Origin of the sequence: Nocardiopsis sp. CC223A (assembly GCF_030766825.1) — a bacterium.
GTDB lineage: Bacteria > Actinomycetota > Actinomycetes > Streptosporangiales > Streptosporangiaceae > Nocardiopsis.
Map to the genome: position 1 here is coordinate 69,457 of NZ_JASFDV010000008.1, position 26,617 is coordinate 96,073.

Below are 26,617 nucleotides of genomic sequence, written 5' to 3' on the forward strand. Positions count from 1 at the left end.
GGGACAATCCGTTCGCGAACGGGGTCACGGACGTCGTCCTGTGGCACACTGGCCGCATGCCGTCTCAGGTGATCATTATCGTGAGGCGCGTCGGCTGACAACGGACCTTGCCGACGCGCAGACCTCTCATGTCCATGGGGGGTCTTTTTTGTTGGCCGGGTCCGGGTCGGTCCTCCACAGCATCCACCTTCGGGAGTTCCACCCATGAGGGACGACGGTTTCCACGTTTTCGACACCACGCTGCGCGACGGGGCCCAGCGCGAGGGGATCAATCTCCGGGTCTCCGACAAGCTGGCCATCGCCGCGCTGCTGGACGACTTCGGGGTGGGGTTCATCGAGGGAGGGTGGCCGGGGGCGAACCCCAAGGACACCGAATTCTTTCAGCGGGCTTCACAAGAGCTCTCGCTGAAGCACGCGCAACTCACCGCGTTCGGGGCGACCCGCCGGGCCGGTGTGAAGGCCGCCGACGATCCCATGGTGGCCGCGCTGCGCGACAGCGGCGCGCCGGTCGTCACCCTTGTCGCCAAGAGCGACGACCGGCACGTCGAGCGCGCACTGCGCACGACCCTCGACGAGAACCTCGCCATGATCGCCGACACGGTGTCCTACCTGCGCGAACACGGCCAGCGCGTGTTCGTGGACTGTGAGCACTTCTTCGACGGGTACCGGCACGACCCGTCCTACGCCCTCGACGTCGTGCGGGCCGCGGCCGGCGCCGGCGCCGATGTCGTGGTCCTGTGCGACACCAACGGGGGCATGCTCCCCGACGACGTCTTCCGCACCGTCACCGAGGTGCGCGAGGCCACCGGCGCCCGACTGGGCATGCACGCCCAGGACGACACCGGCTGCGCCGTGGCCAACACCCTGGCCGCCGTGGACGCCGGGGCCACCCACGTGCAGTGCACCGCCAACGGCTACGGGGAGCGGGTGGGCAACGCCGACCTGTTCGCCGTGGTGGGGGCGCTCACCCTCAAGCGGGGCATGGACGTGCTCCCCCCGGGCTGCCTGGAGGAGATGACCCGGGTGTCGCACGCCGTCGCCGAGATCGTCAACCTGACCCCGGACACGCACCGCCCCTACGTGGGGGTGTCGGCGTTCGCGCACAAGGCCGGGCTGCACGCATCCGCCATCAAGGTCGACCCCGACCTGTACCAGCACACCGACCCGGCGCTGGTCGGCAACACCATGCGCATGCTCGTCTCCGACATGGCCGGCCGGGCGTCCATCGAGCTCAAGGCGCAGGAGCTGGGCCTGGACCTGGCCGGCGACCGGGCCCTGTCGGGCCGGGTCGTGGAGCGGGTCAAGGGCCTGGAGCTGTCGGGGTACAGCTTCGAGGCGGCCGACGCCTCCCTGGAACTGCTGCTGCGCGAGGAGATGGGCGAGCCGGTCCGCTACTTCGAGACGGAGTCGTGGCGGGTCATCACCGAACGCCGTCCCCGGGACGGGGCGCCGCTGTTCGGCGCGTACGAGAGCCTGACCGAGGCCACCGTCAAGCTGACCGTCAAGGGCGAGCGGGTCATCGCCACCGCCGAGGGCAACGGCCCGGTCAACGCGCTGGACCGGGCGCTGCGCTCCTCCATGGAGGGCGTGTACACGGCGCTGGCCGGACTGGAACTGGTGGACTACAAGGTCCGCATCCTGGAGGGCAGCTCGGGGACCAACGCCATCACCCGCACGCTCATCACGTTCAGTGACGGCGCGGGGGAGTGGACGACCGTGGGCCTGGGCCCCAACGTCGTGGACGCCTCCTGGGTTGCTCTGGAGCAGGCCTTCAACTACGGCCTGCTGCGCCAGGGCTACCCGCGTGAACGGGATGTGTGACGGTCCGGTCATCTGCCGTCACGGCGGACCGTGACCGAACGGGCCCCTCGGCCGGGTGAAACCGGACGAGGGGCCCGCCGCGTGTCGTCGGGGGGAGGAAACCGGCGGAACCTTACTTACAAGTAATGGACACCTGGCTTGAAAGATATAGCCACTGTGCCCCGGGTCACTCGATACTGCGAACTTCTGATGAACCCGCACGTTACGAGTGGTGATCGATGTCGGACATAACCGCCCAGCGTCCACCCGTTGGCACACCGTTCTCCCCACGTCGGGATACCGGTCATCCGCCCGGGCAAGACTGCGGGGCGTGTCCTCACCAACCACCACCACCGCCGGCGGGGGAGGAGGCGTGACCACCACCCCCACGGCCACCGCACCCCCCGAGGCCCCGCCGCTCCGCCGCACCCGCAGGAGCAAGGAGACCGTGCTGGCCTGGGGGTTCCTGGCACCGTCCATCGTGGTCTTCGCGCTCTTCCTCGCCTATCCCCTCGGCCGGACCGTGTACCTGTCGATGCACGGCAACGACATCATCGGCAGGCCCAGCCGGTTCGTCGGGTTCAGCCACTTCGCGGAGATGGCCTCGCCCGAGTTCGGCCAGGTCCTGCTCACCACGCTGCTCTTCACGCTCGGCACGGTCGTCCCCGGCGTGGCCGGGGCGCTCGCCATCGTCCTCCTCCTGGAGGGCGTCATCCGCGGTCAGCGCCTCCTGCGCGGCGCCTTCGCCCTGCCCTTCGCGTTCTCCGTGGCCAGCGCCTCGGTGATCTTCGTGGTGTTCTACAGCTCCGGCAACAGCGTGCTCAACGGCATCCTGTACCGGGTCGGGCTGTCCCAGGTCCCCTGGCTCACCTCCCAGGAGATGGCCCTGTGGTCGGTGTGCATCACCACGGTCTGGATGAACCTCGGCTACGGGGTGCTCGTCCTGGCCGCCGGGATCGGCTCCATCCCCAAGGAGATCAACGAGGCCGCCCGCATCGACGGGGCCACCGGGGTGCGCCTGGCCCGCGACGTCACCGTTCCGATGCTCGGCCCGCAGCTTTTCTTCCTCATCGTGATCTCCACGATCAACGCGCTCCAGGGGTTCGGGCAGATCCACATCCTCACCCGCGGCGGGCCCAGCGGCTCCACGACCACCCTGGTCTACTCGATCTTCGAGGAGGCCTTCGCCTACAGCACCAGCGACTTCGGGCGGGCCAGCGCCCAGGCGCTCGTCCTGCTGTTGGTGGTCCTCGTGTGCACCGCGATCCAGTTCGGCTCCATCGAGCGGAAGGTGCACTACGCATGACCGCGGCCCCCCTCACCCTCGGATCCGACGCGCCTGCCGCGGCCGCCCCGGCGCCCCGGCGCCGCCACCGGCCCTCCCCGCGCTTCCTGCTCGGACGGGCGGTGCTCTACCTGCTGCTGCTCCTCTTCCTGGTGCCGACGCTGTTCCCCGTGTACTACGTGTTCGCCGGGGCGATCATGGACCCCAGGGAGCTGGCGGCCTTCCCGGCGCAGCTGGTGCCCACCGGGGTCCACCCGGACAACATCACGGCCGCGCTGGACGCCGTGCCGCTGGTGCGCATGTACGGGAACTCGCTCGTCATGGCGGGGATCATCACGGTCTCCCAGCTGGTGACCTCGGCCCTGGCCGCCTACGCGTTCGTGTTCCTGCGCTTTCGCGGGTCGGCCGTGGTCTTCGCCCTGTTCCTGGCGACCCTGATGGTCCCGGGCGAGGCCACGTTCATCCCCAACTACCTGACCATCGCCTCGTGGGGTCTCACCGACACCTTCGCGGGCCTGGTCATGCCCTTCCTGGCCTACGCCTTCGGCACCTTCCTGCTGCGCCAGAGCTTCAAGCAGTTCCCCCGCGAGCTGTACGACGCGGCGCGCATGGACGGCATGGGGCACCTGCGGTTCCTGTGGACGATCCTGATCCCGCTCAGCCGCCCCGCCCTCACCGCCGTCGGCGTCTACGTGTTCATCACCAGCTGGAACATGTACTTCTGGCCGCTGATCATCACGCGCAGCAGCCAGATGCAGACCCTCCAGATCGGTCTGAACAGCCTCAAGACCGGCGAGGCGTCCGACCCCGGCCTCCTCCTGGCCGGTGCGGCCCTCTCCGTCCTGCCCACCCTCGCCCTCGTGGTCTTCGGACAGCGCTTCATCGTCCGCGGGCTCACGGCGGGCGCGGTCAAGTAGCCGGACACGCGGCCGAACCCCGATCGACCGGTCCCCGGAACCCGGGGACGGTCCCCCCTACCGACCAGAGGAAGCGACGAAGCATGAGAATCTCCCCCCGGCGGCACGCGGTCCGCGCCGCCGCCCTGATCACCGGCCTCGGCCTGGTCCTGAGCGGCTGCTCCGGCGGCGGTGGCGGTGGCGAAAGCACCCTCACCGCGCCCGGAGCCGACGTCCTGGAGGGCCTGGACGAGGCGGTCCAGGTGGAGTTCTGGCACAGCATGGACGCCACCAACGGGCAGGTGCTCGACGGTCTCATCGAGGAGTTCAACGCCCAGAACGAGGGCCGCATCGAGGTCACCGGTTCCTTCCAGGGCGACTACGACACCGCCCTGGCGGCCCACCGGGCGGCCATCCAGCAGGGCGAGACCGCCGAGCTGATCATGATCTTCGACCTGGGCACCCAGTTCATGATCGACTCCGGGCAGACCGTGCCCGCCCAGTCCTTCATCGACGCGGACGGCTACGACACCGATCCGATCGAGGACGCGCTGCTCAACTACTTCACGGTGGACGGCGAACTGCGGTCCTTCCCCTTCAACAACTCCACCCCGCTGATGTACATCAACCGGGACGCGTTCGAGGAGGCGGGCCTGGACCCCGACTCCCCGCCCACCGACCTCGCGGAGATCCGCGAGGCCGCCGAGGAGCTGACCGTCCGCGACGACGACGGCACCGTCGTGCAGTACGGGTTCGGCGCCGCCACCTACGGCTGGTTCGTCGAGCAGTTCATGGCCCGCGCCGGGGTCCCCTACTGCGACAACGCCAACGGCCGCAGTGGCCGGGCCACCGAGGTCCTCTACGACGACCCCAAGGTCGTGGAGATGATCGAGTGGTGGCAGGGCATGGTCGACGACGAGCTCGCCGTCCACATCGGCCGCAACACCGACGACGCCCAGGCCGCCTTCACCTCCGGCCGGGCCGCGATGACGCTGGAGTCCACCGGTTCGCTGGGCGGCTTCATCGAGCAGTCCGACTTCGAGGTGGGCGCCGGGTACTTCCCGCTCGTCGAGGCGGGCGACCCGGGCGGCTCGATCATCGGCGGCGCCTCCCTGTGGATCAACGGCGAGGGCCACAGCGAGCAGGAGGTCCGCGCCTCCTGGGAGTTCGTGCAGTTCCTGCTGACCCCCGAGTCCCAGTCGACCTGGCACGCCGGGACCGGCTACCTGTCCGTCAACACCGAGGGCTACGACGGCCCCGAGGCGCAGGAGCGGGCCGAGGAGTTCCCGCAGTTCTCCGTCGCCGCGGCCCAGCTCGCCGACTCCGAGATCAACGAGAACACCGCCGGCTGCATGATGGGCGTCATGGCGGACGCCCGCGCCGCCGCGGAGGAGGGCTGGGAGACCGCCCTGACCAGTGACACCCCGGCCGAGGACGCGATGGCCGAGGCCGCCGACCGGCTGAACACCCCCATCGAGGAGTACAACGCCTCCGTGGAGGACTGACCGCCCGGTTCGGGTCCGTGGGCCGGGGGACGTTCCCCCGGCCCACGGCCGTACCCGGGGCGGGCGGGTCAGGGCGCGCGCCGCACCCGGGTCGCGGGCGGGGCCGTGGCGGTATGCAGGAGGACCCCGCCGTCCTCGGCGCGCAGGAGCCAGTGGCCGCCGTCGCGTTCGGGGGTGCCGGGCCGGCCGTCGGGGTCCACCGCCCAGGACAGGCCGCGGGCGATCGGCCCGGTGACCGGGTGCTCCAGGTAGCGGGAGACCCAGGTACCGAGCCCGGGGGCGTGGTCTCCGAGGGCGTCGAGGCGCTCCTGTTCGGCCCTGAAGGTCTTCCGGACGCGCGCCGCCCGGTCCTTGACGTCCTTGAGGGCTCCGGGGTGCTCCCCGGCCAGGACCTTGGGGGCCCGGGGGCCGGTCCTGCCGTCGGGGCCGGTGTACCGCAGGGCCGCGCCCTGTTCCGTCACCGCGATGGTGACGCCGTGGTCGCCGACCCGTTCGGTGCGGGTGCCGTCGGGGCCGAGCCCGTGCGCGGGCACGGTGCGTTCCGCGGTCTCGGCGGCGGACAGGCCCATCCGTTCGGCGGTACGGGACAGCGAGGCCCCGACGTACTTCACCGAGACCCTCTCCCGGAACTCCGCGTGCAGGTCGACCAGTGCCGCCAGGGCCTCTTGACCGCCCATCCGCTCGATCACCGAGACGAGACCGCGCGCGGCGTGCGAGTCCCGCGGCCCGTGTCCGGCACCCAGCCGCAGGGCCAGGCGGTGCAGCAGGTCCACCGCCCACCCGGGGGTGCGGTCCAGGTGCGGCAGCACCGCTGCGACCCCCTCCAGCAGGTGCCGGGCGTGCGGGGTGAGGTGGTCCGCGGCCCGGGGCGGGACGTGCTTCGCGTGCAGGTGCGCCGACCGCTCCGCATCGGTGAACACCGGGACCGGCACCGGGACCTCGGGAAGGTCCAGAGCCGCTTCCAGGAACTCGCGCAGAGCCCCGTCGAGGTCCTTGAAAGCACGGAGCCGAAGCGGCAGGCCCGCCTCCCAGGCGTGCCCGTGGAAGGGCTGGAGGCAGTGGACGACCAACCCGGTCAGCCCCGGGTCGGCGAGCAGATCCGGGTGCTTCGCGCGGAGCCGTTCGAAGAAGCGGTCATCCCGGTAGGCCAGGACCTCCAGGGAGGCCGGCGGCTCACCCATGGCGGTGAGGATCTCCAGCAGCCTGTGGTGCGCCCGCTCCCGCTCCCGGTCGCCGCCGGGTGTGGATCGAAGCCGGGCGCCCAGGTGCGCCGCCGCCTCGCGGACGGCGTCCGCCGAGGCGGCCGAGAGGGCCGGCGATACGCGTACGCAGGCGCCCACCGGCAGGTCCGGAGGGCTCCAGCCCAGTGTCAGGGTGCGGATCAGCGCGGGCAGGGTCTCGCCGTCCCAGCCCAGGGCCGACCGGGCGAAGTGGTCCTGCAACGCCCAGTGCCGTGAGCAGACCGGATGCGGCCGGGCCGCGGGTGAGCCGGTGACCCGCGCATCCGGGGGCATCGTCGCCCGGGACCACACCAGGACCCTGCGCAGGGTGTCCTCGTCCCACCCTTCCAGAAGCAGGTCCAGGTCGGTCACCGGCCGTCGGCCCGCCGTCCCCCACACCGGACGGGGCGGCCCGGACAGGCCGGTCAGCTCGTGCTCGAAGTTCGCGGCCGCGGCGGGCAGGGCCGGTGTGTACAGCTCTTCGAGCAGGTCGGTGGCGGCGGGGGAGAGGGAGAACGCCCCGGCCTGTGACTCGGCCCAGGATCGTGCTGCGGAAGACGTCATCGGTGGTCCTTCTGTGCCGGTCGCTGTCGGCGATGGGATCCCCCCGCGCCCGCCGCGGTTCGCCCCGCCGTCAGCCGACGACCAGACCGCCCTCCTCGGTGACGGTCACCGGGTACTCCTCCAGGGGGTCGGAGGCCGGACCGGCGGTCCGGGAGCCGTCGGCGATGGAGAACCGGCTGCCGTGGCACGGGCACACGATCTCATCGCCGACCACCTCGTCCACCGGACAGCCCTCGTGGGTGCAGGTCGTGGAGAACGCCCGGAACTCGCCCGCCTCCGGCTGGGTCAGGACCACGGCGGCCCCGGCCAGGACGACGCCCCCGCCGACCGGCACCTCCTCGACGGTGGCCACGGACTCCTCCGGAGAGGGCGCGGGCGCCGGATCGGTCCCGGGGGTCGGATCGTTCCCGGAGGCCGGGGCACCGGAGTCCTGCGCGGGGCCCGAACAGGCGGCGACGGCGCCGGTGACCGCCGCGCCCGCGGCCACGCCCAGGGCCGCCCGCCTGTTCACCGGGGAAGGGATGTTCACGGGTGCGGCCTCTCTGTTCCGTTCGGGACCCGTCACTCGTCCCCGGGCGGGTCGTTGTCCGGGTGCACCCAGCCGTTGGCCTCGCACCCCTGGAGGTCCAGCGTCTGCTGCTGCATCACCGGGGCGGTCTCGCCCGGCCCCGGGCAGAACACGTGGCCGTGGCCCAGGGTGTGGCCCACCTCGTGGTTGATCAGGTAGATCCGGTAGGTCTCCAGGTCGCCGTCGAAGTGCGGGACCCCGGACACCCAGCGGTTCTGGTTGATGATGGCCCGGTTGCCGTTGGCGCAGGAGACGTAGCCGTTGGTGCGCAGCGGCGCGCACATGCGGTCGACCGTGTCGGGGGCGGCGAGGATGACCCGGATGTCGGCGTCGTCGCCGTCCACCCGCTGCATCGCCCGCTCCCCGTCGTCGCCCCAGCTGCGCGGGTCGCCCAGGATCAGCTCGACGGCCTCGGCGAAGTCCTCGTCCGCGCCGGGCAGGCCCTGCTCGACCTCCACCGCGAACGTCGTCACCGGGCCCTCGCCCATGACGTCGCCCTCGCCCTCCATCACGGAGAACTCGCCGTCGGCGCTGTCGACCTCCTCCACGACCGAGCGCAGCAGCACCGGCTCGTCGTCCTCCTTCTCCTCCTCCGCCTCCTCCGCGGGTGGGGCAGGGGAGGACGGCGCGGGCGCCTCTTCGGTCCGGCCGCTGGCGCTGGCCGCCGGCGGGGCCTCGGCGTCGTCGGGCACCCCGTCGCCGACCGGGCCGGAGGCGCCCGCGGGGGTGCCGGAATCCTCCAGCGGCGGCGGCACGCTGACCATCAGCACGGTGGCGGCGCCCGAGACCAGGCACAGGCCGAGGGCGAGTCCCGCCGAGTACCGGCGGGATCGGCGGCGACGGCCTCCCGGGGACGGAGCGGACGTGGGCACGGGGCACCTCTCAGTAACGGACGACGGATCCAGCATGCCATGACCGCGACCGTTCCGAAGGCCAAGGCGAAGGTGCGGCACCGCCGTCGTGCCGTCGGGGGCGGGCGCGGATAACCTTCAAGCGCAAACGTGTCGATCTGGGAGGACAACAGGTGCGCATCGCACGGTTCGCGGCCGGTGACGAGGTCGGGTTCGGCCTCGTGGAGACCGATACCGACAGCGGCGACGAGTACATCGCCAGGCTCAACGGGCACCCCCTGCTCGGCGACATCAAACTGACCGGTGAGCGGGCCAAGCTCACCGACGTCCGCCTGTTGTCGCCGGTCCTGCCCACCAAGGTGGTCTGCATCGGCAAGAACTACGCCGACCACGTCGCGGAGATGCAGGGCATCACGGGCGAGAGCACGGAGGAGCCCGTGGTCTTCCTCAAGCCCTCCACCTCCGTGGCCGGGCCCACGGACCCCATCTTCCACCCGGCGGTCTCCGAGCGGGTCGACTTCGAGGGCGAACTGGCCATCGTCATCTCCCGGCCCTGCCGCGAGGTGCCCCGGGAGCGGGCCGCCGACGTCATCTTCGGGTACACCGTCGCCAACGACGTCACCGCCCGCGACCTGCAACAGAAGGACAAGCAGTGGACCCGGGCCAAGGGGTTCGACTCCTTCTGCCCGATCGGCCCGTGGATCACCACCGGGCTGAGCATCGACGAGGCGCAGGACCTGGCGGTCACCACCACCGTGGACGGCGAGGTCCGGCAGAGTGGACGAACATCACAGTTCATCCATGACATCCCGGGCATGATCTCCTATGTCACCTCTTTCATGACGCTGCTCCCCGGCGACGTCCTGCTCACCGGCACGCCCGCCGGTGTCGGGCCGCTGCGGGTCGGCCAGGAGGTCGCGGTGACGGTGGAACGACTGGGCACGATCAGCAACCGGGTCGTCGCCCGGGACTGAAGTCCCCCGGCCCGGCCGTGACCCGGCCGGGCCGTGTACCGTCCCCGGACGGCGGCCCCCGCCGCCCGACGCCTCACCGGAAGGGCTCCGAAGTGGCCATCCCCCCGTCCCGACGCACCGGCACCCTGATCCTGGCCGGCCTCCTCGCGCTGGCCCTGGTCGCCGGCGGCGGCTACCTGTGGGTGACACGTACCGACGACCGCGGAACCGACCCCACAGCGGAGGCTGAAACACCCATGAGCGGATCACTGCGCGTCATGCTCTCCGGAGACTCCATGACCCAGGGCGCCGACGGCGACCGGACGTGGCGCTACCACCTGTGGAACCACCTGGAGCCCGCCGTGGGCGGGCTGGACTTCGTCGGCCCCTACAGCGATCCGGCCACCACCGACATGATCGTCCCGGTGCCCACCGACGAGACCTCGCCCTCCGCCGGGCCCACCGCGGACGATCCCGCCGCCGAGGCGGCGTCCGGGGACGCCGACACCGTCGAGTACCGCGACCCCGACTTCGACCAGGACCACAACGCCGTGTGGGGCCGCACCCTGCGCGACGCCTCCGCCAGCATCGGGGAGGAGGTCGGCCGCTACGAGCCGGACGTGCTGTGCGCCCTCATCGGTGTCAACGACCTGCTGTGGCCGGTCGAGATGGCGGAGATGGAGGAGTGGCTGCGCCGGTACGTCGAGGGCGCCCGCGAGGGCAACCCCGACGTGAAGATCGTCCTGGCCGAGGCGCTGCCCATCGCCTACGCCGACAACGACCCCGGGTTCGCGCTGCGCACGTACTCCTACAACATCCTCATCCGGGACCTGGCCGGTGAGCTGTCCACCGACCGGTCCCCGGTGGTCAGCATCGACATCGCCGAGCGCGAGAAGTGGGACGTGGCGGCCGACACCTACGACGGCACCCACCCCAACGCGCGGGGCGAGATCAAGATCGCGGCGGCCTTCGCCGACGCCCTCGCCGAGTCCTACGGCGTGGGCGAGCCCTACCCCCGCCCCCTCCCCGAACCCCTGTGACCCCCTCCCGAGCACGCCGAAGGAGGGACCACGGAGCCCGTGTGCTCTGTTCGGCCCTACCCTGGAAGGCGTGACCGAGACTTCGATTCGTACCCGCTTCGCCCCGTCCCCTACGGGCATGTTCCACGTCGGCGGCGCCCGCTCCGCGCTCTTCAACTGGGCTCTGGCACAGCAGCAGTCCGAGGGGCGCATGGTGCTGCGCATCGAGGACACCGACGCCGCGCGCAACCGCCCGGAGTGGACCGAGGGCATCATCCGCGCCCTGGCCTGGCTGGGCATCGAGGAGGCGGACCCCCACTTCGAGGGGCCCTACTTCCAGTCCTCCTACGCCGACGCGCACCGCGAGACGGCGCAGGAGCTGTACAAGAACGGCCGTGCCTACTACTGCGACTGCACCCGCGAGCAGTTGGAGGCCCGCCGCGACAACCCCAACCTGGGGTACGACGGCTTCTGCCGCGACCGCGGCCTGGAGCCCGGACCCGGCCGCGCGCTGCGCTTCCGCGTGCCCGACGGCGGCCCCACCGTCGTCGACGACAAGATCCGGGGCCGGGTGGAGTTCGCCCACTCGGCCATCGAGGACTTCGTGATCGCCCGCGCCGACGGCTCCCCGCTGTTCGTGCTGGCCAACGTGGTCGACGACGTCGAGATGGGCATCACCCAGGTCGTCCGCGGCGAGGAGCACCTGTCCAACACCCCCAAGCAGCAGCTGCTGTGGGAGGCGCTGGGCCACACCCCGCCGGTGTGGGCGCATCTGCCCGTCATCGTCAACGAGCAGCGCAAGAAGCTGTCCAAGCGCCGTGACAAGGTCGCCCTGGAGTCCTACCAGGAGGAGGGCTACCTGGCCGAGGCGATGGTCAACTACCTGATGCTGCTGGGCTGGGCGCCGGGCGACGACCGCGAGATCATGCCGTGGTCGGAGATGGTGCCGCTGTTCCGCATCGACGACGTCAACAGCTCCAGCGCGTTCTTCGACGAGAAGAAGCTGCGCGCCTTCAACGGCGAGTACATCCGGGCGCTCGGTGTGGACGAGTTCGTCGAGCGCTGCGCCCCCTGGGTGACCGGGGAGGACACCCCGTGGGCGGCCGCCGACTACGACCCGGAGGTGTTCCGGGCGGTCGCGCCGCTGGCCCAGAGCCGGGTGGCGGTGCTGTCGGAGATCGTGCCCAACGTCGACTTCCTGTTCCTCGCCGAGCCGGTGGAGGACGAGAAGAGCTGGTCCAAGGCCATGAAGCCGGGGGTGGGCGAGGAGATGCTCGCCGCCGCCCTGGAGCGCTTCGCCGACCCGGCCCTGGAGTGGAACGCCGAGGCGCTCAAGGCCGCCACCGAGGAGACCGGTGCCGGGCTGGGCCTCAAGCTCGGCAAGGCCCAGGCGCCGGTGCGCGTCGCGGTGACCGGCCGGACCGTCGGCCTGCCGCTGTTCGAGTCCCTGGAGCTGCTGGGCCGCGAGCGCGTCCTGGCGCGGGTGGCCGCGGCCCTGGAGAAGCTGCGCTCCCAGGGGCCGGCCGAGCAGGTCTGAGGACCCCGCCGAAGGTGTGGACCCCCTGCTCAGGGGGGCGAGAAACGGGGTGGTCGGGGTCACGGACCCCCCACCCCGTTTTCGGTTCGCGAGCACTCTGAAGTTCCGCTAGAGTTATCCACGTCGCCGAGGGGGACAGGGAAGCGGAAAGCCGACCGGGTCCTCCCAGAGCACTGGGGTATGGTGTAATCGGCAGCACGACTGATTCTGGTTCAGTTAGTCTAGGTTCGAGTCCTGGTACCCCAGCGCAGTCCGAGTGAGAGCTCGGGCCATCGGGTCCGAAGGGCCCGGCACGCGCCCCCGTCGTCTAGTGGCCTAGGACGCCGCCCTCTCAAGGCGGTAACGGCGGTTCGAATCCGCTCGGGGGTACCACAGGGAGCGCCTCCCACCATCGTGGGGGGCTTCTTTCTGGCCGGTGTTCGTCACCGGTGTCCGGTTCGACCGGGTATCGTAGGGGTCGGTGTCGCACCGATCACCGCGGAAGCAGTTCAGGCCCCCGTCGTCTAGTGGCCTAGGACGCCGCCCTCTCAAGGCGGTAACGGCGGTTCGAATCCGCTCGGGGGTACCAGCACGAAAGGCCCCGCCCGCCAGGGCGGGGCCTTCGGCGTTCCCGACGGGAGCCCGCGGCGGCGGGCCGTGCCCTCCCCGGCGGTCACCGGGCGGCCCCGGGGTCAGGCCCGCGGGGCGACCCGGAAGGCCGACACGTTCAGCTCCTCCTCCGGTGCCCCGGCGGCCGAGACCATCGCGACCAGCTGCTTCAGCAGCCAGTCCGCCAGCTCCTCCGCGGTGTGCCCGCGCTCCGGCAACCACAGCATCACCGCGGTCTCCACCGCCGAGATCCAGCAGCGCAACGCCAGCAGGACCGACGGGGAGGGCGACCGCGGGCCGATGCGGTCCAGGATCAGCGCCAGCACCCCCGCGCGCACCCGGTCGATCTCCGCCTCGGTCTCCTCGGTGGCGATCACCGAGCCGCCGCGCAGCAGTGCGACGTAGGCGGGGGAATAGGAGTCGGCGAACTCGATGAACCGGACCAGGGAGCCCCGCAGCTGCTCCAGCGGCGGCAGGTCCGGGGGTGGCACCAGCCGCTCCAGCAGCTCGGACATGGCCTGCTCCAGCGCCTCGCGGCGCAGCTCCGCCATGTTCGGGAAGTAGCGGTACACCAGCGCGCGGGACACGTCCGCGGCCTCGGCGATGTCCTCGGGGGTGACCTCTCCGGGCGGGCGCAGCGCGAACACGCCCAGCGCCGTCCGGATCAGGTCCTCCCGGCGTTCGTGCGGCGCCATGCGGCGGGGCCGACGCCCCGGCCTCGGCTGGTTCGCCGAGGGCTCCGAATCCGCCACCCGCGCCCGGTGACGGTCGGTCCTGTGGGACACCACCGTGGTGACGACCTCCCGAAAGCTCCTCGATGCCTACCCCGAACCTACCGCCGACCGCCGACACCGGCGGTCGCCTGTCCTCACATGTCCACGATGATGCGTGTGCCCTCGTCGGCGCGGGAGACGCACAGGGCGAACTCCCCGCCGCGCGGGGAGCCGCCGGTGGGCCGGTCCCGGTGGTCGGCCTCGCCGCGCAGCAGCCCCACCCGGCAGGCACCGCAGAACCCCTGGCGGCAGGAGTAGGCGGTCTGCGGGCGCACCCGGCGCACCACCTCCAGCGCGGTCTCGTCGGCGGGCACGGCCACCACGGGGCCGCCCTCGCCCAGCTGCACCTCGAACGGCCGCCCGTCCACGACGGGCGCCGGGGAGAAGCGCTCGGAGAACACCGGGTTGCGCGCGCCCGCCCCAGAGCGCACGGCGGCGATCAGCGGCGGCGGACCGCACACGTACACGGCCGTGCCCGGCGCGAGGCCGCCGACCAGGTCGTCGGCGCCGGGGACCCCGAACTCGTCGTCGGGCCGCACGATCGCGCCCTCGGGCAGCTCGTCCAGGAACGGCATGCTCTCCCGGGAACGGCCCGTGTAGACCATGCGGAAGGGCGTGCCCGCGCGGTGGGCGTGCGCCGCCATCGGCAGGATCGGGGTGATGCCGATCCCGCCCGCGACGAACAGGTACCGTTCCGCCCGGGCGAAGGGGAAGGCGTTGCGCGGCCCGCGCAGCCCGACGACGTCCCCGGGCCCGAGCGCGTGCACCCGCGCCGAGCCGGCCCCGCCGGGGATGCGCCGCACCGCGATCCGGTAGCGGGACCGGTCGCGGGGGTCGCCGCACAGCGAGTACTGGCGCACGGTGGCCGGGTCCAGGACCAGGTCCACGTGGTGGCCGGGCTGCCAGGCCGGCAGCGGTCCGGGCCCCTGCGGGACCAGGACGACCTCGGCGACGTCGGGCGCCGGGTGCGCCACCGACGCCACCCGCACCCGCAGCTCCGGGGCGGGCGGCAGCGGCGGGTGCCCGGGCCCCAGCCGGCCCAGGGCCGGGACGAGCCGGGCGGCCAGGGCTTCGAGGCCCCGCATGTAGCGGTCCGGGCCCCGGCCCGTGAACAGCGAGACCGGCGGGCGCGGGTCCGCGTAGTACTCCGTGCTGTGCTTGATCCGGGGCCGGTGCCGGGGCCCCTCCGGGGCGCTCACCGCCTCCCCTTCTGTTCCGCGAGCTGCTCGGCGGCCTCGGCGGCCCGGGCGGCCGGGGAGACCGCGAGGTAGGCGACCGCTTGGGCGGTGGAGCCGTAGTGCGAGGGGTGGTAGTTGCGGCGCAGGTACTCGGGCACGGCCCGGGCCAGGCGGCCCAGGTGCGGGATCAGCCCGCGGCGGCCGTCGCGCAGCGCCCAGGACGCCCGCGGCCGCCGCCCCCCGACGCGGCCCCTGAGGTAGGGGTCGTTGGCGATGAGGAACCGCACCCCGCGCACCCACAGTGTGGCCAGCGCGCCCGCGGCGACGAGCATGGCCACGGCCCGGCGCGGGTAGCCGCCATCGACGTGCATGAACAGGTCGTAGGCGACGGCCCGGTGCTCCACCTCCTCGGCCCCGTGCCAGCGCAGCAGGTCCAGCATGGTCTCGTCGGCCCCCGCCGCGTCGAGCTCCCCGGCGTCCAGCACCCACTGGCCCAGCACCGCTGTGTAGTGCTCGATGCCCGCGATGATCGCCAGGCGTGTGAACAGCCACGACCGGGCGAGGTCCGGGGGCAGGTCGCGGTCGCCCAGCACGATCCGGAACATCCAGGCGACCTGCTCCACGTACGGCGTCGGGTCCAGGCCGTGGGCGTCCATGTGGTCGAGCACGCCCGCGTGCGCCTCGGCGTGCACCGCCTCCTGGCCGATGAAGCCCAGGACGTCCTCGCGCAGCCGATCGTCGGTGATGTGGGGGAGGGCCTCCTTGAAGACCTCGACGAACCAGCGCTCGCCCTCGGGCAGGAGCAGGTGCAGCACGTTGATGACGTGCGTGGCGAACGGCTCGTCCGGGATCCAGTGCAGGTCCAGCGCGCTCCAGTCGAAGTGGACGTCGCGGGCGTGCAGGACGAGGCGGTCGGGCTCGTCCAGGGGGGCGGGTGTCGCGTCGGTGCTCATGTGCAGCCTCCAGTACTGCGGCCGTGGCCGATGGGAAGGGGGACGTGACGGGGGTGTGCTCAGACCGGGAGACCGGCCTTGGCGAGGGCGCGGACCGCGGCCGGGGCGAACCGGGACAGGTACAGGCCGATGTGGGCCTCGGCGGCCACCGGGAGGATGTCGGGGGCGTCGGCGACGGCGTCGGCGATGCGGCGGGCCGCCCTCTCGGGGGTGTAGCCGCGGCGGCGGTACAGCCGGGCCAGGCGCTCCCTGGCCTCCTGGGCCTCCGAGACCCCCGACAGGCTGGTGGCGCCGATGATCCCGGTGTCGATGAGGCCGGGGCAGACCGCGGTGACGCCGATGCCGGAGGGGGCGAGTTCGCCGCGCAGGGAGCGGCTGAGCGCCAGCACGGCGGCCTTGGTGGCCGAGTACGCCCCGTACATGCGCGAGGGCAGGTAGGCGGCGGCCGAGGCGGTGTTGACGATGCGGCCGCCGCCTCCGGCCTCGACCATCATCGGGGCGAAGGCGCGGCAGCCGTGGATCACGCCCCACAGGTTGACGTCGACCAGGCGCTCCACGTCGGCGATCGGGGTCTCCAACAGGGGCCCGGCGGCGCCGATCCCGGCGTTGTTGACGACCAGGTCCGGCACCCCGTACTCCTCGCGCACCCGGGTGGCGAGCTTGTCGACGGCCGAGGCGTCGGTGACGTCCACCCGCTGGGCGGCGGCGCCCGGGGTGAGCAGGGCGCACAGTTCGGCGGTGCGCTCGGCGGCCGGGCCGTCGACGTCCACGGCGACCACCCGGGCACCGCGTTCGGCCAGCTCCAGGCACAGGGCCCGGCCGATGCCGCTGCCCGCCCCGGTGACCACCGCGACCTGCCCGGCGAAGGCGCCGCCGTGGCGGCGGGCGGCCGCGGGGGAGCGGCGGGGCCGGGGCGCGCCGGACTCCACCTCCTCGACGAAGGAGCGCAGCCGGTCGGCGACCGCTCCCGGGCGCGAGCGCAGCGACCAGTGGCCGCCCTGGAAGCGGTGGAAGCGCAGGTCGTCGACCCAGCGCCCGGCGTTGGACTGGATCTGCTCGACCATGAACGCGTCGTTGGCGGGAGCCAGTACCTGGACCGGGACCGCGGTGCGGCGCTCGGCCGGGCGGGTGAGCCGGGGGATCATGTTCGCCCGGTACAGCGCCAGGCCGTTGACGTAGTCGCGGGTGGTGCGGCGGGCCGGGCGCGCCGGGCCGCCGCCGACGCGCTCCATTCCGGCCAGGGCCAGCCCGCCCAGTCCGGTCAGCCAGGCCAGTTCCGGGATCAGCGGGGTGTGGAAGAACCCGATGTAGCCGGAGCGGACGCTCTGGCGCAGGACGGCGCGCAGGCCGTCGGGGGCCGAGCGGAACCAGTGCCCGGCGTGGTCCAGGTCCGGCCCGGAGATCGAGGTGTAGGAGGCGAACCGGTCCGCGTACCGGGGTTCGGTGACGGCGTGCCAGCTCTGGATGGACCCCCAGTCGTGGCCGACCAGGTGGACCGGCCTGCCCGGGCTGACGGCGTCGGCGACGGTGACGGCGTCCGCGGCCAGTTGGTCCATCCGGTACCCGGCGCGGGTGTCGGGGGCGGTGGAGCGTCCGGCGCCGCGCACGTCGTAGGCGGCGATCCGGTACTCCCCGGCCAGCTCCTCGACCAGGGCGTCCCAGACGGAGGCGTTGTCGGGGTAGCCGTGGACGAGCAGCAGGACCGGGCGGTCGGCGGGTCCGGTGGCGCGGACGGCCAGGCGCTGGCCGTCCGTGGCGGTGACGTACTGGTGCACTCGGGTCTCCTCAGGGGGTGGTGTCCCCGGTCACATTCTTATGAGACATTGCGTCATGTTAGACAACATGTCAATAAGCCTCCGCGGATGGGCCCCGATTCTCCGGACGGCGCCCGGACACGGGAGACCCCGCCCGGCGGTGGGGCCGGACGGGGTCGTGTTCGCTGTGGGGGATGTGCCCGCCGGGGGGCGGGGCGCGCGGGTCAGTGGGCCTCGACGCTGTGCAGGGACTCGCTGATCTTCTCGGCGGCCGACAGTATCGCCTGCGAGTGGATGCGCCCCGGCGAGCGGGTCAGGCGCTCGATCGGTCCCGACACCGACACCGCGGCGATCACGCGCCCGCCCGGGCCGGACACCGGCGCCGACACCGAGGCGACGCCCTGCTCGCGCTCGGCCACGCTCTGGGCCCAGCGGCGGCGCCGGACCTGGGCCAGACTGGCCGCGGTGAAGCGGGCGCCCACCAGGGAGCGGCGGATGCGGTCCGGGTCCTCCCAGGCCAGCAGCACCTGCGCCGCCGACCCGGCGTTCATCGGCAGCTCGCTGCCGACCGGCACGGTGTCGCGCAGGCCGCTGGTGCGCTCGGAGGCGGCCACGCACACGCGCACGTCGCCCTGGCGGCGGTAGAGCTGGGCGCTCTCCCCGGTGAGGTCGCGCAGCTGCACCAGGACCGGCGCGGCCACGGCCAGCAGGCGGTCCTCCCCGGTGGCGATCGACAGCTCACCCAGGCGCGGGCCCAGCACGAAGCGTCCCTGGCTGTCCCGGGAGACCATGCGGTGCCGCTCCAGGGCGACCGCCAGCCGGTGGGCCGTGGGCCGGGCCAGGCCGGTGATCTGGACCAGCTGGGCCAGGGAGGCCGGTCCGGATTCCAGGGCGTCCAGAACGGACATCGTCTTATCGAGTACTCCGACGCCGCTGGATGAGCTAGAGTTGTCCATGACTTGATATTGCCGTCTCGAAATATGGAATGCAAGTCAGAGTCCGCGCAACGGTACGCAGGAGAGAGGCGATCGCCCATGGCACGCACGATGGCCGAGAAGGTCTGGGAGGAGCACGTCGTCCGACGTGCCGAGGGCGAGCCGGATCTGCTCTACATCGACCTCCACCTCGTGCACGAGGTGACCAGCCCCCAGGCCTTCGAGGGCCTGCGGCTGGCCGGCCGCTCGGTGCGCCGTCCGGACCTGACCATCGCCACCGAGGACCACAACGTCCCCACCATGGACCTGCTGGCCCCCATCGCCGACCCGGTCTCCCGCAAGCAGGTCGAGACGCTGCGCAAGAACTGCTCCGACTTCGGCGTCCGCCTGCACCCCATGGGCGACATCGAGCAGGGCGTCGTGCACGTGGTCGGCCCCCAGCTCGGCCTGACCCAGCCCGGCATGACCATCGTCTGCGGCGACAGCCACACCAGCACCCACGGCGCGTTCGGCGCGCTGGCCTTCGGTATCGGCACCAGCCAGGTCGAGCACGTGCTGGCCACCCAGACCCTGCCGATGGCCCCGTTCAAGACCATGGCCGTCACGGTCAACGGAACGCTCAGGCCGGGCGTGTCCGCCAAGGACATCATCCTGGCGGTCATCGCGAAGATCGGCACCGGCGGCGGCCAGGGCTACGTCCTGGAGTACCGGGGCGAGGCCATCGAGGCCCTCTCGATGGAAGCCCGCATGACCGTGTGCAACATGTCCATCGAGGCGGGCGCCCGGGCCGGGATGATCGCGCCCGACCAGACCACGTTCGACTACATCCAGGGCCGCCCGCACGCCCCCCGGGGCGCCGACTTCGAGGCCGCCGTCGAACACTGGAAGACCCTGCGCACCGACGAGGGCGCGGTCTTCGACGCCGAGGTGGTGCTGGACGCCGACGAGCTCAGCCCGTTCGTCACCTGGGGCACCAACCCGGGCCAGGGCGTGCCGCTGGACGCCGCGGTGCCCGACCCGGCCTCCTACGACGACCCCTCCGCGCGCGCCGCCGCCGAGAAGGCCCTGGCCTACATGGGCCTGGAGGCCGGGACCCCGATGCGCGAGGTGCGGGTGGACACCGTCTTCCTCGGCTCGTGCACCAACGGCCGCATCGAGGACCTGCGCACCGCCGCCGAGATCATCAGGGGCCGCAAGGTCGCCGACGGCGTCCGGATGCTGGTCGTCCCCGGCTCCATGCGGGTCAAGGAGCAGGCCAACGCCGAGGGCCTGGGCGCCGTCTTCGAGGCGGCCGGCGCCGAATGGCGCGAGGCGGGCTGCTCCATGTGCCTGGGCATGAACCCCGACCAGCTCAAGCCCGGCGAGCGCAGCGCCTCCACCTCCAACCGCAACTTCGAGGGACGCCAGGGCAAGGGCGGCCGCACCCACCTGGTGTCGCCGCAGGTCGCCGCCGCCACCGCGGTGCGCGGCACGCTGTCCTCGCCCGCCGACCTGGCCGACCTGTAGCCGCGCCCGACCACGACAGGAGGAGACCTGCCATGGAGAAGTTCAACGTCCACACCGGTCGGGCCGTGCCGCTGCGCGCGAGCAACGTCGACACCGACCAGATCATCCCCGCCGTCTACCTCAAGCGGGTCAGCCGCACCGGGTTCGAGGACGGCCTGTTCGCCGAGTGGCGCGAGGACCCCGACTTCGTCCTCAACCGCCCCGAGCACCAGGGCGCGTCCGTGCTGGTGGCCGGGCCCGACTTCGGCACCGGCTCGTCCCGCGAGCACGCCGTGTGGGCGCTACAGGACTACGGCTTCAAGGCCGTGCTGTCCTCCCGGTTCGCCGACATCTTCCGGGGCAACTCCCTCAAGGGCGGCCTGCTGACCGTGCTGCTGCCGCAGGAGGTCATCGAACGGCTCTGGAAGGCCGTCGAGGCCGACCCGGCCACCGAGATCACCGTGGACCTGGTGGAGCGCGAGGTGCGCGCCCCCGGGGCCGGTGTGCAGGAGGCGTTCGAGCTGGACGACTACACCCGCTGGCGTCTCCTGGAGGGCCTGGACGACATCGGGCTGACTCTGCGTCACACGGACGCGATCACGGAGTTCGAGGAGCGGCGCAAGCCGTGGCTGCCGGTGACCCTGTAGCGGTCCGAACCCCTTACGGGACGGGGGTCGGCGGGGCTGTGTGATGCAGCGCACCCGCCGGCCCCCAAATATTTTACCTTTACGTGGCGTGACCGAACTGCGGTGCTTCCCGTATCCGTGAACGGGGTCCACCGCTCGCCCGGAATCCGGTTATACATAGGCATTTGAGGATCACAGAGAGGGGCAAAAGGGGCTCGCCGCGGTGCCTCCGCGGGGCCGCTGGAGCCGTCCCGGAGAGTGACCGCGCAGGTCGGACCGGGCCCGACACGCCCTAGCCGCAGGCGTTTGTATTTGTGCAAGGGCCTCTGCGTCCCCTAATTTCGTGCGAGCAAGGGGGAACCGGAGGAACCTTATGAACAAGCGTGACCTGATCGACGCGATCTCCGACCGACTCGGAGACAAGAAGACCGCGACCGAAGCGGTCAACGCTGTGCTTGAGACCATTCAGGCCACCGTGGCGTCGGGCGACAAGGTCGCCATCACCGGCTTCGGTGTTTTCGAGAAGTCCGAGCGTGCCGCGCGCACCGCTCGCAACCCCGCCACCGGTGCCACCATCGACGTTCCCGCGAGCTTCGTTCCGAAGTTCCGGGCCGGCGCCGACTTCAAGGCACTCGTCAACGGGGACAAGAAGTAGGTACGGTCCAGATTCGACCGTGACCGCGCTCCGCCCGGGTCCACACGGACCCGGGCGGAGTCGTGTCCGGGGCGAGGGCGCCCACGGGGTCTCCGGAGGCCGGGAGCGGGGGGAGTCCGTGGCCGCACGCCATCCGTGGGAGGGAAGTGCCGCAGGCCGTCCTTGAGGGCGGCGGTGGGCGACGGGCGGTCGAGGACATGGGCGTAGGGCCACCGTGCTCCCTGAAACCCGCATCCCCGTTCTCCGGGTGTCCGAGCGCGGGCCGGGGCGGGGTGGAGGGCCAGGGCAGGTACAGGCGGGCGGGGCGTCAGGGGGCTCCGCGGTCGTGCTGGAGCAGCGCGGCGGTCAGCGCCCGGGTGCGCGGGCCCACACCCAGCTCCAGCGCCGCCGCCAGGTCGGCGGGGGTGTCCACGTCCCGGCGCACCGACTCCACGTCCGGGAGCAGCAGCTCCCGTGCCCCGGCGGCCAGGTGCCGCTCCCGTGAGGCGCCCTCGAACGCGGGGGAGAACCGGTGCCCCGGCGTCGCCGCGAACAGGGTCGTCCCCACCCCGGGGGCGTCGGCCAGGAACGACCGGCCGTGCCCGGCCGCGGCCGCCAGCACCCGGCCCAGCTCCGCCGGGCGCAGCGCGGGCAGGTCCGCCGACAGCGCGCACACGCCCGCACCCGGCGCCCGCAGCCGGGCCGCGCGCGCCCCGTGCTCCAGCGCCGGGTTCAGGCCGGTGCCCGGCTCCCCGGTCACCACCGCCGCGCCCAGCGCCGCCAGCCCCGAGCCGGCCCGCGGGTCGTCGGTGACCGCGAACACCTCCGCCACCGCCGGGCAGGCCAGCGCGGCGGCCACGGTGTCGCAGGCGAACGCCAGGGCCAGCCCCTCGCGCCCCGGTCCCAGGGCCGGGGCCAGGCGCGACTTGGCGAGCCCGAGGTGCTTGACTGGGACGATCAGGGACCAGCGCACTCCAGGGCCCGCGGCCCTCTCCCGCTCTCCGACGCCGGCCACGTTCTCCCCCGGGGCGCTCGTACGGCCACGACAGTGACGAGGGTAGGGCTTCACGGGAGGCGCAGCGCAGGGCACTGCGCCGTAGGTCGTCCGTTGAAGGTGACGGGCGGGCTCCTGCGGAGCGGGAGTGGGGTCGGGAGCGTCCTAAACTGAACCGATTGTGCTTCGAGGTCCGGTAGGGACCCGGGAGCGATGGAATGAGGAGTCCCGTGGCCAAGGCCAAGCAACGAGAATCGCGGTGGGTGAAGGCGGTCGTCTCCCGCATCGTCCGCCTCGTCCTGTGGTTCGTCACCAAGCCGGACTGGAAGGGCACCGAGAACGTTCCGGCCCGGGGCGGCGTGATCATCGCGGCCAACCACCTGTCGCTGACGGACCCGCTGACGGTGGCGCACTTCCTCTACATCGGGGCCCGCCGCTGGCCCACCTTCACGATGAAGGACGGGGTCATGAAGATCCCCGTGGTGCGGTCGGTCGCCAAGAGCACGGGCCAGATCCCGGTCAAGCGCGGTACCACCGACGCGGTCAAGGCACTCAAGGAGGCCGAGCTGGCGCTCACCCGCGACGGCGCGTCGGTGATCTTCTACCCCGAGGGCACCTGCACCCGGGACCCGGACCTGTGGCCGATGAGCGCCAAGACCGGCGTCGCCCGGCTGGCCCTGACCACCGGGGTCCCCGTCGTCCCGGTGGCCCACTGGGGCGAGCAGCACATCCTGCCCTACGGCTCCAAGAAGCCGAGCCTGTTCCCGCGCAAGCGCCTGGAGTTCCTGGCGGGCCCGCCGGTGGACCTGGAGCGCTTCAAGGGCAAGCCGCTGACCGCGACGGTCCTCAAGGAGGCCACCGACGCGATCATGGACGACATCACCGCCCTCCAGGCGCAGATCCGCGGCGAGCGGCCGCCCGCGGTGCGCTACGACCTCAAGCGCGCGCGCCTGGAAGAGGCGGAGAAGAGGAAGAAGGCCGCCTCGGACGGCGGGGAGACCGGCGGCGACACGGCGAAGGGTGCGGCGGAGTGACGGTGACGGGCAACGACAGCGTGCGGATCGCCGTCCTGGGCTCCGGGTCGTGGGGCACCGTGTTCGCGAACGTCATCGCGGACGCCGCCGACCGGGCCCGGGACCCGGCCGCCCCCGCCGCGGAGGTCGTCCTGTGGGGGCGGCGGGCCGCGGTGGTCGACGCCGTCAACCAGACCTCCCAGAACCCCGACTACCTGCCGGGCGTCACCCTCAACCCGCGGCTGACCGCCACCACCGACGCCGCCAAGGCGCTGGCGGAGGCCGAGGTCGTCGTGCTGGCGGTGCCCACCCAGTCGCTGCGGGACAACCTGGCGCAGTGGCGCGGGCACCTGCGCGAGGACGCGGTGGTCGTCAGCCTCATGAAGGGCGTGGAGCTGGGCACCCACCTGACCGCCTCGCAGATCATCGCCGAGGTGCTGGAGCTGCCCGCCGAGCGCATCGCCGTCGTCTCGGGCCCCAACCTGGCCCGGGAGATCGCCGAGCGCCAGCCCGCCACCGCCGTGGTCGCCTGCCCGCACGAGGAGACGGCGGTGCGCCTCCAGGGGCTGTTCAAGGCCCCGTACTTCCGCCCCTACACCAGCACCGACCTGGTGGGCGTGGAGATCGGCGGCGCCATGAAGAACGTGATCGCGCTGGCCGTGGGCGTGGCCGAGGGGATGGGGTTCGGCGACAACACCAAGGCGTCGCTCATCACCCGCGGCCTGGCCGAGACGACCCGCCTGGCGGTGGCCCTGGGCGCCGACGAGCACACCCTGTCCGGACTGGCCGGCATGGGCGACCTCGTCGCGACATGCTCGTCGCCGTTGTCGCGGAACCGGACCTTCGGTGAGAAACTGGGCAAGGGCAAGACCCTTGAGCAGGTCATCGCCGAGACCCGGCAGACGGCCGAGGGGGTCAAGTCCTCCGAGTCGGTCCTGGAACTGGGCTGGGCCCGCGGGGTCGACCTGCCGATCACCGAGGCCGTCGTCAAGATGATGCACCACGACCTGAGCCCCGCCGAGGCACTCGTCGCCTTCATGGCGCGCAGTGCCAAGCCCGAGCGCTACGGGGTCTGAGAGCGAGCAGCGATGTCGTACACACCCGCGGCCGGGGGCGAGCACACCCGGGCGGTCTCCCCGCCGTCCGCGGCCGTCCCCGCCGAGCGCCCCATGCGGATGCCGGTCCACCGGGCCACCACCTACGCCTTCGACACCTCCCAGGACTACGCCGACGTGCTGTCCGGGGCGCAGCAGGGCTACTCCTACGCCCGCATCGACAGCCCCACCGTCGACGCCTTCGCCGAGGCGGTCGCGGCGCTGGAGGGCGCGGGTCTGCCCGACCGGGTGCGCGGCCAGGCGTTCGCCTCCGGGATGGGTGCGCTGAGCACCGTGTTCATGGCGCTCACCGAGGCGGGCTCGCACGTGGTGGCGTCGCGGTCCATCTACGGCAACACCTACTCGCTGCTGGACCGGCTGCTGCGCCGGTTCGGGGTGCGGACCGACTTCGTCGACATCACCGACCTGGACGCGGTGCGCGAGGCCGTGCGGCCGGGCACCGCGGTGCTGTTCACCGAGACCCTGTCCAATCCCACCATGACCGTCTCGGACCTGCCCGGGCTGGCCCAGATCGCCCGGGAGGCCGGGGCCGCCCTGGTGGTGGACTCCACCTTCGCCTCCCCGGCGGTGTGCCGGCCCCTGGAGTACGGGGCCGACGTGGTGGTGCACTCGGCCACCAAGTACATCGGCGGGCACAGCGACACCACCGGCGGCGTGGCCGTGGCCGCACCCTCCTTCATCGACCGGATCCGGTCGGCGCGGGTGGACCTGGGGCCCTGCCTGGCCCCCGACGAGGCGTACCTGCTGCACCGGGGCCTGGAGACGCTGCCGCTGCGGGTGCAGCGCCAGTGCGGGACCGCCGCGCTGTTCGCCGCCGCGCTTCAGGACCACCCGCTGGTGGAGCGGGTCGACCACCCGTCCCTGGACTCGCACCCGCAGGCGGCGCTGGCCGCCAAGCTGTTCGACCCCGGACGGTACGGCGCCGTCGTCACCGTCCACCCGCGCGGCGGGTGGGAGGCGGGGATGGCCTTCGCCGACCGCCTGCGGGTCGCCACCATCGCCGCCTCCCTGGGCGGCACCCACACCCTCGCCGGTCACGTCGCCTCCACGTCGCACCGGAACATGAACGACGTCGAATTGGCGGCCGCCGGCATCTCACCGGGTGCAGTGCGGTTCTCCATCGGCCTGGAGGACCCTCAGGACCTCATCGGGGACGCCCTGGCGGCCCTCGGGGGCAACTGACACACGAGCAGGCCGGGAGAACCCCGGCCGCTTCCGGCAACGAGTACAAAGGGTCAGCACCATGTCGTCCGAGCAGCGAAGGATCCGGGTCGCCGTCGTCTTCGGCGGTCGCAGTTCCGAACACGAGATCTCCTGCGTCACCGCGGGCAGCGTCCTGTCGGTGATCGACCACGACCGCTACGAGGTCGTGCCGGTCGGCATCACCAAGACCGGCAACTGGGTGCTGACCTCCGGCGACCCCGAGCGGCTGCGCATCGAGGAGGGCACCAAGGCCCTGCCGACCGTGTCGGAGGAGGGCGGCAGGGACCTGGCCCTGCCGTTCGACTCCGCCGGGCAGCTGATGGTCGTGGACCCCGCCGAGGGGCCCTCCCGGCTGGCCGAGGTGGACGTGGTGCTGCCGCTGCTGCACGGCCCCTTCGGCGAGGACGGCACCATCCAGGGGCTGTTCGAGATGATGGGCGTGCGCTACGCGGGCGCCGGGGTGTTCTCCAGCGCCGCCGCCATGGACAAGGTGTTCATGAAGGCGATCCTGACCGGCAACGGGATCCCCACCAGCGACTACGTGGCCATCACCGACCGGCGCTGGCGCACCGAGCGCAAGAAGGTCCTGGACGACATCGCCGAGCTGGGCACGACGGTGTTCGTCAAGCCCGCCCGGGCCGGCAGCAGCGTGGGCATCAGCAGGGTGAGGGACTCCTCCGACACCGACGCGGTGGTCGCGGCCGTCGAGGCGGCGCGCGAACACGACCCCAAGGTGCTGGTGGAGGCCCAGGTCGTCGGCCGCGAGATCGAGTGCGGTGTGCTGGAGTCCGAGGACGGGGGCACCCCCGACGTGTCCTTCCCGGCCGAGGTGCACGTGGCGGAGGGCTTCGACTTCTACGACTTCGAGGCCAAGTACCTGTCGAGCAGCGGGCTGACCATCCCCGCGGAGATCCCCGAGGACGTCACGGCGCGGCTGCGCGGGCTGGCCGCCGAGGTGTTCGAGGCGATGGGCTGCGAGGGGCTGGCCCGGGTGGACTTCTTCTACACCGAGGACGGCGAGGTCCTCGTCAACGAGCTGAACACGATGCCCGGGTTCACCCCGGCGTCGGCGTTCCCGCAGATGTGGGCGGCCACGGGGCTGGACTACGCGGCGCTGGTCGACCGGATGATCACGACGGCGCTGCGGCGCTCGCCGGGGCTGCGCTGA

At 72.4% G+C, this 26,617-nt stretch carries 23 protein-coding genes and 3 tRNA genes; 17 read left to right on the forward strand and 9 right to left on the reverse strand.

Features of this window, described 5'->3' with window-relative positions; translation table 11 throughout:
• The first annotated feature begins 204 nt into the window (after positions 1-204).
• The 4 genes from cimA to QJS33_RS05125 all read left to right on the forward strand — a co-directional run bounded on the left by cimA (position 205) and on the right by QJS33_RS05125 (position 5,486).
• The gene (gene cimA, locus QJS33_RS05110) at positions 205-1,821 is read left to right on the forward strand and encodes a citramalate synthase (protein WP_306366683.1); all 1,617 of its coding nucleotides are present in this window, start codon (positions 205-207) and stop codon (positions 1,819-1,821) included.
• 352 nt (positions 1,822-2,173) lie between these two features.
• A complete protein-coding gene (locus tag QJS33_RS05115; protein ID WP_306366684.1) occupies positions 2,174-3,106 on the forward strand; it encodes a carbohydrate ABC transporter permease in 933 nt (310 codons plus the stop codon).
• Positions 3,103-4,002: a carbohydrate ABC transporter permease gene (locus QJS33_RS05120; protein ID WP_306366685.1), complete on the forward strand. Its 900-nt coding sequence runs from the start codon at positions 3,103-3,105 to the stop codon at positions 4,000-4,002. Before QJS33_RS05115 ends, QJS33_RS05120 begins: the two co-directional genes overlap by 4 nt.
• Positions 4,003-4,085: 83 nt before the next feature.
• The gene (locus QJS33_RS05125) at positions 4,086-5,486 is read left to right on the forward strand and encodes an ABC transporter substrate-binding protein (RefSeq protein WP_306366686.1); all 1,401 of its coding nucleotides are present in this window, start codon (positions 4,086-4,088) and stop codon (positions 5,484-5,486) included.
• A gap of 68 nt (positions 5,487-5,554) precedes the next feature.
• Here the strand turns inward: QJS33_RS05125 and QJS33_RS05130 are convergent, their stop codons facing one another.
• The 3 genes from QJS33_RS05130 to QJS33_RS05140 all read right to left on the reverse strand — a co-directional run bounded on the left by QJS33_RS05130 (position 5,555) and on the right by QJS33_RS05140 (position 8,602).
• The gene (locus tag QJS33_RS05130; protein WP_306366687.1) at positions 5,555-7,270 is read right to left on the reverse strand and encodes a hypothetical protein; all 1,716 of its coding nucleotides are present in this window, start codon (positions 7,268-7,270) and stop codon (positions 5,555-5,557) included.
• A gap of 70 nt (positions 7,271-7,340) precedes the next feature.
• Positions 7,341-7,781 carry a Rieske (2Fe-2S) protein gene (locus tag QJS33_RS05135; RefSeq protein ID WP_306366688.1) on the reverse strand — a complete coding sequence of 147 codons (441 nt, stop codon included), beginning with the start codon at positions 7,779-7,781 and terminating at the stop codon, positions 7,341-7,343.
• 50 nt (positions 7,782-7,831) lie between these two features.
• Complete coding sequence (locus QJS33_RS05140) at positions 7,832-8,602, reverse strand: DUF3152 domain-containing protein (RefSeq protein WP_306366724.1); 771 nt, start codon at positions 8,600-8,602, stop codon at positions 7,832-7,834.
• Positions 8,603-8,862: 260 nt separating this feature from the next.
• Between QJS33_RS05140 and QJS33_RS05145 the strand changes: the two genes are divergently transcribed.
• The 6 genes from QJS33_RS05145 (at position 8,863) to QJS33_RS05170 (ending at position 12,766) form a co-directional block, all read left to right on the forward strand.
• Positions 8,863-9,663 (forward strand): fumarylacetoacetate hydrolase family protein, encoded by an 801-nt coding sequence (locus QJS33_RS05145; protein WP_306366689.1) that lies wholly within the window; start codon positions 8,863-8,865, stop codon positions 9,661-9,663.
• A 92-nt stretch (positions 9,664-9,755) separates the two neighbouring features.
• Positions 9,756-10,682, forward strand: coding sequence for a GDSL-type esterase/lipase family protein (locus QJS33_RS05150; RefSeq protein WP_306366690.1), 927 nt, complete (start codon positions 9,756-9,758; stop codon positions 10,680-10,682).
• A 70-nt stretch (positions 10,683-10,752) separates the two neighbouring features.
• Positions 10,753-12,198, forward strand: a complete 1,446-nt coding sequence (gltX, locus tag QJS33_RS05155) for a glutamate--tRNA ligase (RefSeq protein WP_306366691.1) — start codon at positions 10,753-10,755, stop codon at positions 12,196-12,198.
• A gap of 174 nt (positions 12,199-12,372) precedes the next feature.
• A tRNA-Gln gene (locus QJS33_RS05160) sits at positions 12,373-12,444 on the forward strand.
• A 50-nt stretch (positions 12,445-12,494) separates the two neighbouring features.
• Positions 12,495-12,570: transfer RNA gene (locus QJS33_RS05165), tRNA-Glu, on the forward strand.
• Positions 12,571-12,690: 120 nt separating this feature from the next.
• A tRNA-Glu gene (locus QJS33_RS05170) sits at positions 12,691-12,766 on the forward strand.
• Between the two features lie 103 nt (positions 12,767-12,869).
• Here the strand turns inward: QJS33_RS05170 and QJS33_RS05175 are convergent.
• From QJS33_RS05175 to QJS33_RS05195, 5 genes are all read right to left on the reverse strand, one after another.
• Positions 12,870-13,481: a TetR/AcrR family transcriptional regulator gene (locus QJS33_RS05175; protein ID WP_306366692.1), complete on the reverse strand. Its 612-nt coding sequence runs from the start codon at positions 13,479-13,481 to the stop codon at positions 12,870-12,872.
• A 173-nt stretch (positions 13,482-13,654) separates the two neighbouring features.
• Positions 13,655-14,722: a 2Fe-2S iron-sulfur cluster-binding protein gene (locus QJS33_RS05180; protein WP_372339592.1), complete on the reverse strand. Its 1,068-nt coding sequence runs from the start codon at positions 14,720-14,722 to the stop codon at positions 13,655-13,657.
• A 32-nt stretch (positions 14,723-14,754) separates the two neighbouring features.
• A complete protein-coding gene (locus QJS33_RS05185; protein WP_306366693.1) occupies positions 14,755-15,690 on the reverse strand; it encodes a metal-dependent hydrolase in 936 nt (311 codons plus the stop codon).
• A gap of 59 nt (positions 15,691-15,749) precedes the next feature.
• Complete coding sequence (locus QJS33_RS05190; RefSeq protein ID WP_306366694.1) at positions 15,750-17,465, reverse strand: SDR family oxidoreductase; 1,716 nt, start codon at positions 17,463-17,465, stop codon at positions 15,750-15,752.
• A 203-nt stretch (positions 17,466-17,668) separates the two neighbouring features.
• Positions 17,669-18,352, reverse strand: coding sequence for an IclR family transcriptional regulator (locus QJS33_RS05195; protein ID WP_277615513.1), 684 nt, complete (start codon positions 18,350-18,352; stop codon positions 17,669-17,671).
• A 126-nt stretch (positions 18,353-18,478) separates the two neighbouring features.
• Between QJS33_RS05195 and leuC the strand changes: the two genes are divergently transcribed.
• The 3 genes from leuC (at position 18,479) to QJS33_RS05210 (ending at position 21,145) form a co-directional block, all read left to right on the forward strand.
• Positions 18,479-19,885, forward strand: a complete 1,407-nt coding sequence (leuC, locus tag QJS33_RS05200; RefSeq protein WP_306366695.1) for a 3-isopropylmalate dehydratase large subunit — start codon at positions 18,479-18,481, stop codon at positions 19,883-19,885.
• Positions 19,886-19,917: 32 nt separating this feature from the next.
• The gene (gene leuD, locus QJS33_RS05205; protein ID WP_306366696.1) at positions 19,918-20,511 is read left to right on the forward strand and encodes a 3-isopropylmalate dehydratase small subunit; all 594 of its coding nucleotides are present in this window, start codon (positions 19,918-19,920) and stop codon (positions 20,509-20,511) included.
• A 352-nt stretch (positions 20,512-20,863) separates the two neighbouring features.
• Positions 20,864-21,145 (forward strand): HU family DNA-binding protein, encoded by a 282-nt coding sequence (locus QJS33_RS05210; protein ID WP_087096568.1) that lies wholly within the window; start codon positions 20,864-20,866, stop codon positions 21,143-21,145.
• Positions 21,146-21,452: 307 nt separating this feature from the next.
• On the opposite strand, the gene cofC is transcribed toward QJS33_RS05210, so the two are convergent.
• A complete protein-coding gene (gene cofC / locus QJS33_RS05215; RefSeq protein ID WP_372339591.1) occupies positions 21,453-22,139 on the reverse strand; it encodes a 2-phospho-L-lactate guanylyltransferase in 687 nt (228 codons plus the stop codon).
• Positions 22,140-22,336: 197 nt separating this feature from the next.
• Between cofC and QJS33_RS05220 the strand changes: the two genes are divergently transcribed.
• The 4 genes from QJS33_RS05220 to QJS33_RS05235 all read left to right on the forward strand — a co-directional run bounded on the left by QJS33_RS05220 (position 22,337) and on the right by QJS33_RS05235 (position 26,617).
• A complete protein-coding gene (locus QJS33_RS05220) occupies positions 22,337-23,152 on the forward strand; it encodes a 1-acyl-sn-glycerol-3-phosphate acyltransferase (RefSeq protein WP_306366697.1) in 816 nt (271 codons plus the stop codon).
• Between the two features lie 2 nt (positions 23,153-23,154).
• Positions 23,155-24,207 (forward strand): NAD(P)H-dependent glycerol-3-phosphate dehydrogenase, encoded by a 1,053-nt coding sequence (locus QJS33_RS05225; protein ID WP_306366698.1) that lies wholly within the window; start codon positions 23,155-23,157, stop codon positions 24,205-24,207.
• A gap of 12 nt (positions 24,208-24,219) precedes the next feature.
• Positions 24,220-25,428, forward strand: coding sequence for a PLP-dependent aspartate aminotransferase family protein (locus QJS33_RS05230; RefSeq protein ID WP_306366699.1), 1,209 nt, complete (start codon positions 24,220-24,222; stop codon positions 25,426-25,428).
• A gap of 61 nt (positions 25,429-25,489) precedes the next feature.
• Positions 25,490-26,617, forward strand: coding sequence for a D-alanine--D-alanine ligase family protein (locus QJS33_RS05235; protein ID WP_306366700.1), 1,128 nt, complete (start codon positions 25,490-25,492; stop codon positions 26,615-26,617).